Annotated in this window: 10 protein-coding genes and 1 riboswitch; of the genes, 5 read left to right on the plus strand and 5 right to left on the minus strand. The window is 72.2% G+C overall.

The genetic code is table 11. From position 1 onward, the window contains the following. Positions 1 to 14: 14 nt before the first annotated feature. The 4 genes from ND747_RS23285 to ND747_RS23300 all read right to left on the minus strand — a co-directional run bounded on the left by ND747_RS23285 (position 15) and on the right by ND747_RS23300 (position 4,237). Positions 15 to 1,763 carry an aminotransferase class V-fold PLP-dependent enzyme gene (locus ND747_RS23285; protein WP_374216306.1) on the minus strand — a complete coding sequence of 583 codons (1,749 nt, stop codon included), beginning with the start codon at positions 1,761 to 1,763 and terminating at the stop codon, positions 15 to 17. 26 nt (positions 1,764 to 1,789) lie between these two features. Next, a riboswitch (SAM riboswitch) is annotated at positions 1,790 to 1,904 on the minus strand. Positions 1,905 to 2,167: 263 nt separating this feature from the next. Continuing rightward, a complete protein-coding gene (locus tag ND747_RS23290; RefSeq protein ID WP_251736318.1) occupies positions 2,168 to 2,539 on the minus strand; it encodes a VOC family protein in 372 nt (123 codons plus the stop codon). Between the two features lie 346 nt (positions 2,540 to 2,885). Then, entirely contained in the window at positions 2,886 to 3,404 is a 519-nt protein-coding gene (locus ND747_RS23295; RefSeq protein WP_251736319.1) for a DUF1634 domain-containing protein, read from the minus strand. After that, entirely contained in the window at positions 3,401 to 4,237 is an 837-nt protein-coding gene (locus ND747_RS23300) for a sulfite exporter TauE/SafE family protein (RefSeq protein WP_251736320.1), read from the minus strand. The genes ND747_RS23295 and ND747_RS23300 overlap by 4 nt, the downstream gene beginning before the upstream one ends. Positions 4,238 to 4,467: 230 nt before the next feature. Here ND747_RS23300 and ND747_RS23305 point away from each other — a divergent pair, with 230 nt between their 5' ends. The 5 genes from ND747_RS23305 to ND747_RS23325 all read left to right on the plus strand — a co-directional run bounded on the left by ND747_RS23305 (position 4,468) and on the right by ND747_RS23325 (position 11,855). Continuing rightward, complete coding sequence (locus ND747_RS23305) at positions 4,468 to 5,091, plus strand: TetR/AcrR family transcriptional regulator (RefSeq protein WP_251736321.1); 624 nt, start codon at positions 4,468 to 4,470, stop codon at positions 5,089 to 5,091. A 283-nt stretch (positions 5,092 to 5,374) separates the two neighbouring features. Beyond that, the gene (locus ND747_RS23310) at positions 5,375 to 6,874 is read left to right on the plus strand and encodes an MFS transporter (protein WP_374216307.1); all 1,500 of its coding nucleotides are present in this window, start codon (positions 5,375 to 5,377) and stop codon (positions 6,872 to 6,874) included. A gap of 644 nt (positions 6,875 to 7,518) precedes the next feature. Further along, positions 7,519 to 9,354 carry a phosphatidylglycerol lysyltransferase domain-containing protein gene (locus tag ND747_RS23315; protein WP_251736328.1) on the plus strand — a complete coding sequence of 612 codons (1,836 nt, stop codon included), beginning with the start codon at positions 7,519 to 7,521 and terminating at the stop codon, positions 9,352 to 9,354. A 125-nt stretch (positions 9,355 to 9,479) separates the two neighbouring features. Then, positions 9,480 to 10,610: an esterase family protein gene (locus tag ND747_RS23320; RefSeq protein ID WP_251736322.1), complete on the plus strand. Its 1,131-nt coding sequence runs from the start codon at positions 9,480 to 9,482 to the stop codon at positions 10,608 to 10,610. Positions 10,611 to 11,063: 453 nt separating this feature from the next. Further along, entirely contained in the window at positions 11,064 to 11,855 is a 792-nt protein-coding gene (locus ND747_RS23325) for a rhomboid-like protein (protein WP_251736323.1), read from the plus strand. A 40-nt stretch (positions 11,856 to 11,895) separates the two neighbouring features. Here the strand turns inward: ND747_RS23325 and ND747_RS23330 are convergent, their stop codons facing one another. Then, a complete protein-coding gene (locus tag ND747_RS23330) occupies positions 11,896 to 14,118 on the minus strand; it encodes a protein kinase (protein ID WP_251736324.1) in 2,223 nt (740 codons plus the stop codon). Positions 14,119 to 14,458: the final 340 nt, after the last annotated feature.

Genomic DNA, 14,458 nt, shown 5'->3' on the forward strand with positions numbered 1-14,458 from the left:
TCCTCGGGTCGCCGTCAGGTGCCGCAGGGGGCGAACGTGGGGCCTGCGTGCGCAGCGCCGCGGCCAGGAACCTGAGCGGTGTACTGCTCGGCCCAGGACGGGAGCCGACGCTCGTCCACCGCCGGCTGCCAGCTGCCGTCCATCAGGGTGTACGACAGGCGCGGGCCGGTGCGCAGGTAGGAGTCGAGCGCGGCGAGCAGCCGATCGATATGCGCGGACGTCGTGCCGACTCCGATACTCGCCCGCAACGCCCCGCCGGGGGCTCCGAGCCGGGCCAGCAGTGGATGCGCGCAGAATCGGCCGGCCCGCACCCCGATCCCGTGCTCGGCCGACAGATACGCCGAGACCAGCGCCGGATCATGCCCCGGCAACGAGAACGCGACCACCCCCACCTCGTCGCCACGGACATCAACCGGGACGCTGGCGAGATGCTCGGTGCGGGCGTCGGCTGGCACATGGTCGGCTGGCACATGGTCGGCTGGCACATGGTCAAACGAAACGTCGTCAAACGAAACGTCGTCGGACGAAACATCGCCGGACCAGATGCGGTGGACGACGGCGCGGCCCGGCGTGGACTGGTTCAGCGCAGCGAGGCCGTCGAGCAGTCGGTCACGCAGCGCCGATTCGTGGTGGTGCCACGCACCCGCGTCCAGGTCGGCAAGGGTACGGCAGGCGGCAGCGATCGCGGTGGCGCCGGCAAGGTTCGGCGTGCCGGCCTCATGCCGGGCGGGGCAGGCGGCCCAGTCGACACTCGCCGTGCCGACCTCGCGCACCGCGCCTCCACCGGCGAGGTATGGCGGGGCCGCGTCCAACCAGTCGGCTCGTCCGACCAGCACCCCGGCGCCGAACGGCGCGTACAGCTTGTGACCGGAGAAGGCCAGGTAGTCGATGCCGAGGGCGGCCATGTCGATGCGCCGGTGCGGGACGAGCTGCGCCGCGTCGACGAACAGCCGGGCGCCGACCGCATGGGCCAGCCGGGCCAGGTGCGCCAGGGGCGGGGCCTCCCCGGTGACGTTCGACGCTCCCGTCACCGCGAGCAGTCGCACCGGGGCGGCGTGTAGCTCGGCAGCGAGCGCCGCCAGGCTTGCGGTCAGGGTTTCGCGGACAGCCACGCACCGCGCCCCGACCCGTCGCCAAGGCAGCAGGTTCGCATGATGCTCAAGGTCGAACACCACGACCTCGGCAGCCGTTCGGCGCCCGGCAACCGCGCCGCCGTCACCGATCGTGGCGGTGGTCACCGGCGCGGACGCAGGGGTGGCGTCGGCACCGGAGGCGGTCACGGCCGTGCTCGGGGGCGGGGTCGTGCTGGTGGCCGCCACGGCGTGGGCCAGCAGGTTTACGGCGTCGGTGGTGTTGCGGGTGAACAGGACGACGTCGTCCGTACGCGCGCCGACGAACCGGGCTACGTCGTGGCGCGCGCCCTCGTACAGCGACGTGCACACCGCCGAGGCGAACCCGGCGCCACGGTGCACACTCGCCGAGTACGGCAGCACCCGGCGGACGTGCTCGGCCACGGCGACCAGGCACGGCGCGCTCGCCGCACAGTCGAGGTTGGCGTACTCCACCTCGCCACCGCCGGCCAGCGGCACCTGTAGCCCGGCGCCCTCTACCGGCAGCAGCGCCGCTGTCTGCGGGGCGCCGGGCCAGGAGAGTACGACGGCATCCGGGGTCTGCACGATCGGCGGCGGGCCAAGCGGGCCCACCTCGCCAGGAATCGCCCGCGCGGACGCGGATGTGGACACGGCAGAAATGATCGAGGTCATCATTGCTCCGAGGAAAACCCGTATCGGGTCGGCACTTGCCGTCGGCTGGTCGCCGCGGCCCTGTCGTCACCCGGGGCACCCCGCTGCGGGAGGAGGGTTGCCGGCCAGCAAGCCGGGGCTTGAACGCTGGCGCTCAGGACAGTGACCGGACTCTAGCAAAACCCGGCATTCCCTGTCGGCAGAGCCGAGATAGCCCCTGTTGGCAGAGCCCGGACGGCTGCGCCGGCCGCCCCCGCGCATGCCGATTCCGGCGCCCTCGTCCGGCCGGTGTCGACGCCCTCGCCTTCTCACTCCTCGGTCGGCCGGTCACGGCGGCCTCGTCCGGCGGATGCGGGCGCCTTCGTCAGGGCGGCGCCAGGCACCGCTGTGCCTCCCGATGTTCGCCCGCGTCGGTTCAGTGCCGTTCAGGGCCGGGTCAGAATCTCCAGATAGTGGCCGGCCGGCTCGACGAAGTACACCCCGCGACCACCGTTGTAGTGGTTGATCTCGCCGGGACGCGACCGGGCCGGGTCGGCCCAGTAGTCGATTCCGGCCGCCCGGATCCTGGCGAAAACGGTGTCGAACTCGTCCTCGGAGAGCTGGAAGGCGTAGTGCTGCGGGGCAATGGACCCGGACGAGTCGGTCGCGAAGTCGAGAGTGACGCCGTTCGCGAGGGAGACCGGAAGAAAGCGGCCCGCCTCGGGACCGACCGCCAGCCCCAGAATACCGGCGACGAACTCGGCGGACTCGCGCCGGTCGGACGCATGGACGATGGTGTGGTTCAGCATGACAGTCATGGCATTACCTCCGAACTGCGCAGCCGCGCACGGCGGACAGGCGAGCTACGGTCCTGTGAACTGCGGTCCTGTGAACTGCGGTCCTGCGTACGGTGGCCCGCCACGCGGCGAGTCCGGCCGGCCGGCGGTCGGGCAGCGGCGGTCGGGCAGAGGGGGTCGGGCCGGACCCTGCCGAACGCGTGACATCGCCTCTTTACGGTACGCCGAAGCGTCAACCCACGGTACGTATTTATTCGATGATCCACCGCAGTGGGTGTTGCTCCGGTGACCGGTGGACCTGGGTCGGATCGCCTCGTCGCACCGGAGTGGGTCGCATCCTCGCAGGCAGCTGTGGGTGGGTGCGGGACTACCCGGCGGCGCCCAGCCAGCCGGCGACGGCGAGCAGCACCAGAACGACCGCGGCCACCGCGGCCAGCCGCGGTCGCTGCCCGCGCAGCCAGTACCAGCCCGCCACGGCGACCCCGGCGGCCGGAGTGGCCGCAAGCACGACCATCCCGAGCAGTACGACCGCACTCGCCTGACCATGGCGCAGTCCGCCGACCAGGTCGGACAGTCGCAGCGCGGCCCGCGGCCCGAGGAGGTCCCCCCGGGACCCGGCCGCCGTCCACAGCGCGCTGTCCTGGCTGAACGCCGTGACGAGTCCGGCGAGCACGACCAGCACCCCGAGCACCCCCCCGACGCGCAGCACCAGCGCGACCGGCCGCGCCCCGATCTCCCTCGGTTGCGGCCCCGCGGCCCGTGCGGACGGCTGTGTGGCCCGCTCGGACCGGTCGGTGGCCGGCATGGGGTCCGAGCTGGTCTCGTGCGGGGTGGCGGCCCGTGCGGGGTCGGTGCTGAGCCCGTCCGGGGGAGTAGGGGGGGTCACGCGAGGCCGCGCAGGAGCATCTGGACACTGATCACCAACAGCACCACCAGAAAGATCATCCGCAGGGTGGCGACGGGCACCATGGACAACAGACGCGCACCGATGCGCGCGCCCAGCACCGTGCCGATCGCCACCGCGCCGGCCAACGCCGGCACCACGTCCCCGCGTTGCAGGTAGACGACGGCGCTGGCCGCGCCCGTCACGCCGATCATGAGGTTGCTCGTGGCCGTCGAGACCTTGAGTGGCAGGCGCATGGCGAGGTCCATCGCGGGCACCTTCATCGCGCCCGAGCCGATGCCGAGCAGCCCGCTCACGGTGCCCGCCGCGGTCATCATCGTCAGGCCGGTGGCGGTCCTGGTGACCCGGTAGGCCCGCCGCCCTCCGCCGTCGGCGACGCTGCCGTGCAGGGTGAGGAGATCGGCGATCCGGTCGCCCGGCACCGCGAGCGCGGCATCCGAGTGGTCCGACCGGGTCCGCAGCATCTGGATCGCGCTGAACGCCAGCACCACACCGAACACGGTGAACAGGACGTGCGTGCCCAGATGGCCGGCGAGCAGCGCGCCGACCACCGCCCCGGTGACAGTGGCGACCTCCAGGGTCACGGCGACGCGCAGGTTGGCGAACCCCTCGTCCAGATAGCGCGGCGAGGCGGCGGCGCTGCCGGCCACGACCGAGATCAGCGAGGCGCCGATCGCGAGGCGGACGTCCAGGCCGAACGCGAGGGTGAGGATCGGCACGATGAAGGTGCCGCCGCCGAGGCCCAGCAGGCTCCCCAGGGCGCCTGAGGCGACACACACTGCGGTGATGACCGCGAGCTCCACCAACGGACTCACGAACTCACCTCGCTCCCATGATTAGGTCTGCTACAGACAATATCTGTGTTGGACCTTTCGGGGGCGGGAAAGTCGCGGGAGTCGCGGCGTCGCACGTGGATGTGGTGCGGGTCACGGCGTTTCGGGGGGCCTGAATTCCGGTACGGGCCGGTACTGTTTCGGTTGGTGGTCGACGGTCCCTGACCTGGCTGTGGCCCGCCGGGTGGGTGTCGCGACAGAAGGAGGTTCGAGTGTCGCCTCCGGAGGGTTCCGGGCGGGGTCGTCCTCGGGACGAATCTCGCGAGCAGGCGATCCTCGAGGCAGCGCTGGAGCTGTTGGTCGAGGTCGGCTACGAGCGGATGAGCATGGTCGCCGTCGCGAACCGGGCCCGGGCCAGCAAGGCGACGATCTACCGACGCTGGTCCTGCAAGGACGCGATGGTCGTCGACGCGTTGCGTCGGCGGGCGCCCGCCGAGCACGTCCCGGCCGACACCGGCAGCCTGCGTGACGACCTGCTGATCGAGGTCGGGCTGATGGCCTGCGCGACCATGGAGGTCGGTGGCGGGCTGCTCATGGGGGTGCTGCGCGCCGCCTCCGAATCGCCCCGGTTGGCCGAGGTCATCCAGGACCACATGGTGCAGCAGAAGGCCGCGCTGTGTGGCTGCGCGCTGCAGCGGGCGGCCGCTCGGGGCGAGATTCCCGCCGATCTCGACCCGGTTCCGCTGGCCGAGGCGATCCTGTCCATGATCCTCACACGTCAGCTGCTCGGCGTGGGCCCGCTCGACGAACAGTTCGTCGCCCACGTCGTGGACGACGTTGCCCTGCCCCTGATCACCGGCCTGGCGAGCCGGCTGCCGTCGCCTTCGAACGTCTGAGCTATGATCTGTCCGAACGTCTGATCGGGGATCGGCCGGCGCCGTTCGGGTGCGTGCCGGGAGTCTGGCACGGCTGCCCGCCGTGTCACGGCCTGCTGCGGTGCCCCGTCCTGGTCAGGCGTACCCGAAATCTGCCCGTACACGATCTGTGTCCGCCCTGCTTTCTGCCAGCTTGGCCGGCCCGGCCCCGGCCCGACCAACTCGTTCGTGATGGCGATGTCCGCGTGCGTGTCATCCGAAGTGAACATCCGGCATTTCGATTGTTGTGGCTAGGAGCCCACCCGTGACCGATACTGTCGCCGCCCGGACCCATGAGAATCCGGCGCAGCTGGCCGACGACGCTCCCGATCCACGGCGCTGGCTGGCGTTGTCGATCATTGCCGTCGCACAGCTCATGGTCGTGCTCGACGCGTCCATCGTGAACATCGCCCTGCCGCACGCGCAGAACGCACTGCACATCTCCACGGCCAACCGGCAGTGGATGGTGACGGCCTACACCCTCGCGTTCGGTGGCCTGCTGCTGCTCGGCGGGCGGATCGCCGACTATGTCGGGCGCAAGCGTGCCTTCATCTGGGGTCTGATCGGGTTCGCGCTGGCCTCGGGGCTCGGCGGTCTTGCGCCCAACGCCGGGCTGCTGTTCGCCGCCCGGGCGCTGCAGGGCGCGTTCGCCGCGGTGCTCGCGCCGGCCACCCTGTCCCTGATCACTGTCACGTTCACCGAGAGCAAGGAACGGGCCCGTGCCTTCGGCGTGTACGGCGCGATCTCCGGCGGTGGTGCGGCGATCGGCCTGGTCCTCGGTGGGCTGCTCACCGAGTACGCCTCATGGCGGTGGTGCCTGCTGGTCAACGTGCCGATCGCGCTGGTCACCGCACTCGCTGCGGCGCCGATCGTGCGGGAGAGCCGCACCGAGGGCAGCGCCAGCTACGACCTGCCCGGCGCGTTCACGGTGACCGCAGGTCTGGTTGCGCTCGTCTACGGTTTCACCGTCGCCGCCGAGGACGGCTGGAGCGATGCACGCACTCTCGGGCTGCTCGTCGGTGCGGTCGCCCTGCTCGTCGCGTTCGTCGTGATCGAAGTACGGACCGCGGCGCCGCTGCTGCCCCTGCGGGTCGCTCTGGAACGCAACCGGGGCGGGTCGTTCCTCGCGTCGCTGCTGACCGGCGCGGGGCTGTTCGCGATGTTCCTGTTCCTCACCTTCTACTTCCAGCAGACCCTGGGCTACAGCGCGCTGAAGACCGGTCTGGCGTTCCTGCCGTTCAGCGGTGGGATCATCGTCTCGGCCGGAGTCGCCAGCCAGCTGCTGCCCCGGGTTGGCCCACGGATCCTGGCCGGCGGTGGCGCCGTGCTCGGCGCGATCGGCATGGCACTGCTGACCCAGGTCGGACTGGACACCGGCTACGCCTCGCACGTGCTACCCGCCGAGCTGCTGATCAGCTTCGGGATGGGCTTCTCGTTCGTGCCGCTGTCGAGCGTGGCGCTCATCGGGGTCGACCCGCAGGACGCCGGGGTGGCCAGTGCGCTGGTCAACACCACCCAGCAGGTCGGTGGATCGCTGGGTACCGCGCTGCTCAACACGGTGTTCGCCACGGCGGTCTCCGGCTACCTCGCCGACCACCGCAACTCCCCGCGGGCCGTCGCGCAGTCCCAGATCGAGGGCTACACGACGGCCTTCACCTGGAGCGCCGTGCTGGTTGCCGTGGCCGCGGTGGTGACGATCGTGCTCATCAACGCCGGGCGTGAGACGACCGCATCCGCCGACGGGGTGCCCGCGCACGTCGGCTGACCGTCGTCGGCCGAGGCGCCGCCGGGCGAGGCGCCGTCGGCGGCGCGTACCTGCGAGCAGCTCCCGCTCGGCCCGGTCCGGACCATCCCCACAGGGTGGCCCGGGCCGGGCCGGCGGGGTGAGCACAGTGGGCCGGTGTGGTCGGACCCGAGCCTCGATCACCTCGATCGGGGTGGGTTACGGTGTGGTTGGGGCGCAAAGGATTATCGTCTCCCGGGTCCGGTGCTGTCCCAGTCACCCGTCGGGGGGACGATGCCTTCATGAGTACGTCCAGTGGGGGTGGCCGCATCGCGGGCACCTCGGGTTCGAGCGGTCCCCGGCCTCCCGCCGCGAGCCGTTCGGCCCTCGGTCGACGCCTCGCCAGCGCACCTGGCGCCCGTGCCCGCGCGCACGTGCGTGGCCTTGCCCGCACCGGCGGCAGCCGCAGGCTGCGCGGTGCCCCGGGTGATCCGGATTCCCGGAGCGGTCCGGGGGGTCGGGATGATCGGGTTCCCGGTGTCGCGGGGCAGACCGCGGGCCGGCAGACCGCGGGCCGGCAGACCGCGGGCCGGCAGACCGCGGGTCAGCGAGAGACGGGGGAGCGACCCCAGGGCGATGGTCGACGCGGCGGAAAGCTGACGTTGCCGGCGTGGGGGCGGCCGTGGGTGCCGCGGCTTGCGGCGCTGCTGACCTTTGTCGTCGGACTGCTCGATGTGGTGTCCGCGCTCACCCCCGAGTGGCGCACCCGGCTCGCCGACCTGCGGGCGCTGGTGCCGGCGGCCGCCTCCCGGCAGGCGGCGGCGTTCACCGTCGTCGTCGGTCTGCTGCTCATGCTGCTCGCCGCGGGTCTGCGGCGACGCAAACGCCGGGCGTGGCGGGCGGTCGTGACGCTCCTCGGCCTCGGGGTCGTCCTGCATGTCGCGAAGGGCCTCGACTATGACGAGGCTGCGGTGTCGGCGGCGCTGCTGGGCATGCTGGTGCTCGCCCGCGGCGAGTTCCAGGCCAAGGGCGACCCGTCGACCCGGTGGCGGGCCCTCGGCGCCGGCCTGCTGCTGACCACGCTGTCGATCGGTTGTGGATTTCTGCTCTTCCACCTACGCGAACATCGCATCGTCGGGGCGCATTCCGCGGCCGCACAGCTCGAGCAGATCGTGCTTGGGCTGGTAGGTATCCCCGGCCCGCTGCATTTCGGCTCCGACCGGTTCGCGGACCTCGCCGCCCGGGTGCTGCTCACTCTCGGCGTCGTCACCATCGGCGTCACCGGCTACCTGGCGCTTCGCCCGCCGTGCCCGGCGCCGCGGCTCACCGATGATGACCAGGCCCGGGTGCGTGCCCTGCTCGACAGGCATGGCAGCGCCGACTCGCTCGGCTACTTCGTGCTACGCGCGGACAAATCGGTGATCTGGTCGCCCTCGGGCAAGGCATGCGTCGCCTACCGGGTGGTCAACGGCGTCATGCTGGCCAGCGGTGACCCGCTCGGTGACCGGGAGGCCTGGCCCGGCGCGATCCGCGCGTTCCTGCAGGAAGCGGCCGACCATGCCTGGGCCCCTGCCGTCATCGGCTGTTCGGAACCCGCCGGCCAGGCGTGGACCCGTGCCGGTCTGACCGCGCTCGAGTTCGGCGACGAGGCCGTCGTCGACACCGCGACCTTCTCCCTGGAGGGCCGCCCGATGCGCAACGTCCGCCAGGCCGTCAAGCGGGTGGAACGCGCCGGGTACACCGTGTGCGCACGCCGGGTGCGTGACCTCGATCCCACGGAGATCGCCGCTGTCGAGGCCCAGGCCAAAGCCTGGCGGGGCGCGCAGACCGAGCGCGGTTTCTCGATGGCTCTCGGTCGCATCGGCGACCCCGCCGACGGCGACTGTGTCCTCGTCCTAGCCTACGACTCCCCCCCGGCCGAGCAGACCGCGGACGGCGCCGGTGGTGCCGGTGGTGCCGGTGGTGTGGACAGTGCCGGGGACCTGGACGGTGCTGGTGCTGACGCGGCGGCGGGCGTCGACGGGGGGTGCGCTGCGGCGCCGCGGTTGCGGGCGTTGCTGCACTTCGTCCCGTGGGGTGGCGACGGGCTGTCGCTGGACGCGATGGTTCGCGACCGGGACGCCGACAACGGCCTCAACGAATTCCTCATCGTCAACACGCTGCGTCAGGCCGGTGAGCTGGGAGTACGCCGGGTGTCGCTGAACTTCGCGTTCTTTCGCTCAGCGCTGGAACGTGGCGAGCGGCTCGGCGCGGGCCCGGTGATCCGCTGCTGGCGGGGGCTGCTGATGTTCATGTCGCGGTGGTTCCAGATCGACAGCCTCTACCGGTTCAACGCCAAGTTCGCCCCGCAGTGGACACCCCGGTTCGTCTGCTACCCGGCGACCGCCGAGCTGCCGCGGATCGCACTGGCGATGCTCGAGGCCGAGGCCTTCCTGGTCTGGCCGCGGTGGCGACCACGGCTTCCCCACCCGGTCGGCCGGCTCATCGCGACCGTCCGGTCGGATCGCGCACGCAGCGGGTGACGTCCGTCGAGCACGGTCGTTGACCCGCGACGACTGCTCACGTGCGATAACTGCTCACGTGCGACGGTTGCCGGCTCGCGACAGGTGGGGCGCGACGACCAGGCGTGACGAGTGGGGGTGGGACGGTGGGATCGCTGGTCATCATCGGAAAGTGGTTTCTGCTGGGCCTCGCCCTGCTCGCGGTTGCCGCCTGGGTGGGCTGCGCGGGGGCCGTGCGCCGGCAGCGCCGGATGCTCGTCGCGGGGGTCGGCGCCCTGGCCGTCACGTTGACGCTGGCCACGGCCGCCGACCTGGTCAACGCCCACTACAGTTATCTGCCGCGCCTCGATGACGTCCTCGGGGTGCGCTCGTGGCCCACCGCCTCATCACGGGACGCGGTGGTTGCGGCCCCGGTGCGCGGTCATGCGCAGGGATCCGTCATCAGCCTGGCGGTGCCCGGCGCCCATAGCGGGTTCGGCACCCAGCAGGCCCTGGTGTATCTGCCACCGCAGTACTTCACCGAGCCCCGTGCCCGCTTCCCCGTCGTGTATCTGATGCACGGCTCGCCCGGGGTGCCGGTCGACTGGTACCGGGCGAACCGGGCCGCACAGACCGGCGCGTGGCTCGCCGGGCGCGGCCGGCCGGTGATCCTCGTCGCCCCGCGCCTGAGCCACGGCTGGCTGGACGACTCCGAATGCGTCGACCGGCCCGGTGAGCACATCGAAAGCTACGTCGTCGACGATGTGATCCCCACCGTCGACGCCCGGCTGCGGGTCCGGGCCGACCGCGCCGACCGGATCTTCGCCGGGATGTCGGCCGGCGGCTTCTGCGCGCTCAACCTGGGGCTGCGTCACCGTGGTCTGGTCGCCACGATCGTCGACATGTCCGGGATGGACCGCCCCACCCACGACGGTGGCATGATCGCCCTGTTCGGTCATCGCCGCGACCTCGCCCATGTGGTCATGGCGAACACCCCTGCGGTGTACGCGGCGCATCTGCCCGCGTCCCCGCCGATGCGGGTCTGGCTCGACTGCGGTCGCAGCGACCGGGAGTCCTACTCCGACACCCGGTATCTGGCGGCGACGCTCGGTGCCCGGCCCGGGTTTCAGGTGGAGGTGCACCTGCGTCCCGGCGGCCATGACTTCGGCGTGTGGCGCCCGGCGTTGCGCGAAAGCCTCGCCTGGGCTCTGGGCGCGCCTGCCGCGGTGCCCGTCCGCGCGCCGGTGGACCCGGCCAACACGGTCCGTCATCTACAGGATCATCCTGTCCGGGCCTGACCTGGTTACTGTGACCAATCGAGCGCGGATGGCGTGCAGATCCTTCTTGTTGGGTTGCCGCGGCGTACCGGGCCGGGGTTCGGGGAATGTCCGTGGTCGGCGCAGCGTCATGTCAGTGCGCACCGCCGTCGCCGGGCGTCGCGGATGTGGTCCGGTGCGGGTCCTCGCGATGGGTGGTGCCGCTGTGGTGGGTGACGCCCGCCGCTGACGACGATCCTCCTGAGGTGGGGGTACATGGTGCGACGACCATGGCGCAGAGCCGATGCGGTCTGCGGTCTGCCGATAGCGGGATTCCGGACTCTGGGCGCGCCACCGCTGCCCTCTCGCCGCATCGCCGCGTCCCACGCCGATGCAGGTGCAGGCTCCACTCGACGGCAAGGCGCGACGCGACGTCCAGCGGGCGCCCGGACGGCCGCCGAGGGGGGATCGGCCCAGGGACTGTCGCCCCTGGCGATGGCCCGGCCCGATGTGTCGGCGGCGCGGGCAGCGGGCCGGCGGCGTGCGGCCACCGTGGCGGCCCGCATCGCCGCGGTGCCGCGCAGGTACCCCGTGACGGGGCTGCTCATGGTGGCACTGTTCACCGCGCGGATCCTGCGGCATGTCACTCCGGATCTCGTCCATCGCTGGTGGTGGGCGACCAGCACCAGCCTGGAGCAGCTCGCGCATCATCCCCTCGGCGTACTGGTCGGCAGCATTCCCTGGGTGACCGGTGGTCCCGTCCTGCCGTGGCTGGCGCTGGCCGGGCTCGCGGTCGGCGGCCTGGAGGCGACCGTCGGCAGCCTGGCGGCGTTCGCCGTCGTGTTCGGCGGGCACACCGTCGCCACCCTGATCTCCGAAGGGATCCTGGGCCTGCGCGTCGCCACGGGGAACCTGCCGGCCAGCGCGCTGCACATCCTTGATGTCGGCCCCAGCTACGTCGTCGCCACCGCGCTGGCCGCCGTGGTGGCCCTTCCCACGGGCCACCGGTTGCGGCTGACCTGCGCCGTCGCTCTGGGCGCCATCGCCCCCGCCATGATGTTCGACCTGGTCTACGGCGACGTGGACGGCATCGGCCACACCGCCGCCTTCGCCCTTGGCGCCCTGGCCGCGGCCTTTCCGGCCCTACGCCGCCGCGCGGTTACCCGCGGTCGTCCCGTCCCGTCTCCGGCAGCGGACATCGCCGTCACCGGCGCCGCCACCATGAGCCTCGGTGGCGCCGCCACCAGTGCCACCAGCGCGGTAGCTCTCAGCGACAACGTCGTGTGACGGCTTCCCGGTGGCCTGCGGGCTGCGGGCTGGCGAGGCGTCAACTGGCCGGGTCGGCCCAGCGGACGGGGCCGCTGGCCGGGTGGGCGTCGAGCAGGCGGTCGCCGGTGCCGTCGGGGTTACGGACGTGGACGGGGCCGGAGGCGGCGAAGGGCTGCTCGGCGGAGGAGTCCTGGACGTAGACCAGGCTGCCCTGCGGCGACCAGCTGGGATGCCACGAATCCGGTCCGCCGACGGGGCGCACCTGTCCGGTACTGACGTCGACCAGGTACAGGGCGCCGGTCCTGGTGCCGAACACGATCGACCTCCCGTCCGGCGACCAGGCAGGTTCGGTGATGCCGAGGCCGATGCCGGCGACCGGGGAGGTGGTCAGCAGGGTGTCGGTGCCGTTGCGGCGGACAATGTGCAACGACTGGTCGTTGCCGTTGCGGTAGGCGAGCCGATCGCCGTCCGGTGCGAAGGACAGCTCGAACGCATTGCGGACCGTGCTGATCCGGCGCCGGCCACTGCCGTCCGCGCCGATGAGGAAGATGCCACCGATGGTGCGGGTGTAGGCAATGGTGCGCCCGTCGGGGGAGTACACCGCGTTGTCCGACGAGCTGCCCGCTTCGTCGGTGAGCTGGCGGGCATCGCCGCCGTCGGTGGCCCGCACACTTCTGATCTCACCATCCGTGTCGGTGAAGATCGCCCGGGAGGCATCCGGGGACAGCGCCGGATGGTCACCGACGCCCACCTGGCGTTCGGTGCCGGCCGGGTCGACCACGATGATCGGGCTCTCGTTGATCGAGGAACCGTCGGTGTGACGCAGGAACACCCGCCAGCCGCGTGCCTCGGCCAGCGAACCGTCGCCGACCTGCACCACCACGACGCTGCCCGGCGCCACCCGGGATCCGGACGGCGGGGTGGTGTCGATGACCCGGCCGCGCGTCGTCGACGTGCTCGTCCGCGACACGGTCCGCACGACGAACCCGGCACGCCGCAGCCGTGCCACGACCACGGTGCTCTCCCGTCCCCGGTAGTCGGCGAGGGTGAACGGCCCGGTGGTGACCGACGGCGTCGGGCCGATCGGAGGTGAGGTGCCGCCCGGCGGCTCGGCACGCAGCCCGAACGCCAGCCCTACCCCGCCGGCGGCAACCACGGCGACAGCGACCACGACCAGCAGCGGCATCGTCCACGGCCGCTTCGTGGCCGGCGGTGTGGTCCCTGCCGGCGGTGTGGTCCCTGGCGGCGCGGTCCGGGTTGCGGGCGGTGGCAGCAGTGGTGGTGGGGTTGCCGTCGTCGGCGCGTCCGCCGGCCCGCCGTCGATCTGATGGGGCGAGAAGGCGCGGGGCGGCGGTGCCACGGCTGGCTGCGGCGTCATGGGCGGGGCTGGGATGGGCGGGGCTGTGGCGAGTGGCCCCGCGGAGTGGGCGGTGGTGAGCGGGGCGGGGACGGGATGCGGGGTCGCGCCGGTCAGGTGCAGCAGCAGGGCGGCGGCGCTCGGGCGAGCGGCGGGATCCCGGTTCATCGTCCAGGTGACAAGGGCGTGCAGCGCCGGGGTGAGCCCGGACAGGTCCGGTTCGTCGTGCACGATCCGGTACATCAGCACCGGGGTGACGGCCTCGCCGTGCGGGGTGCGTCCGGTGGCGGCGTACAACATCACCGCACCCCAGGCATAGACGTCCGCGGCCGGGGTGAGCGGTTCGCCGAGGGCCTGTTCGGGAGCCATGAACGCCGGGGTGCCCAGCACGCCCCGCTGGGTCAGTGTGGTGGTGGCCTCCAGCGCCCGGGCGATCCCGAAGTCGATGACGCGCGCCCCCGACGACGACAACAGGATGTTGCCGGGTTTGAGATCCCGGTGGATCAGGCCTGCCCCGTGGATGGCGCCGAGTGCCCCGGCCACGGCCACCCCGACCCGCTCCAGCTCGGCCGCGGGCAGCGGCCCGCCCCGACGGACCCGTTCGGCCAGCGTCGGCCCGTCGATGTACTCGGTGACCAGGTACGGCTCGGCCCGATCGGTGTCGACGTCGAGCACCTCGGCGGTGCAGAAGCGGGCGACACGGCGGGCGGCCTGTGCCTCGCGCCGGAAGCGGATACGGAACTCCGGCTCCCGGGCGTACTCCCGCCGGATCACCTTGACCGCGACCGGGGCGCCGCCGGGTGCCTGCCCGTAGTAGACGCTGCCCATCCCGCCGACCCCGATCCGCCCGGTCAGCAGGTATGGGCCGGCCTGGGCCGGGTCGCCGTCATCCAGGGGCTCGACGCCGGCCGGCAGGTCCGCCATCTCCGTCCCGTCCGTTCTCGTCCGTTGTCATCCCGCCGACGCGTGCGGCGCGTCCGTCCCGATGTCCCCCAGTATGCGGATCGTGGTGTCCGGGCCGTCACGGCGGTCGGGTCCCGGGACGTGCATGGGCCCGGATGGACGTTGCCGATCCACCCGGGCCCGTGGCGAAGGTGCACGAGACTGCGCTGGCGGCATACCGCGCCACCCGCACGCCGTGCGGCGGGAAGTCATGCCGCGGTACGGCCGGCGGAGCCGGCAGGCGGGCTAGTGGTCGTCGCCGTTAGTTCGTCGGTGATCGGTGGTGTCAGGTAGGTAGAGGCTGGCGGCGAGGTCGAGTGCG

It is taken from the genome of Frankia sp. R82 (assembly GCF_023716925.1).
In the GTDB taxonomy this organism is placed as follows: Bacteria; Actinomycetota; Actinomycetes; order Frankiales; family Frankiaceae; genus Frankia.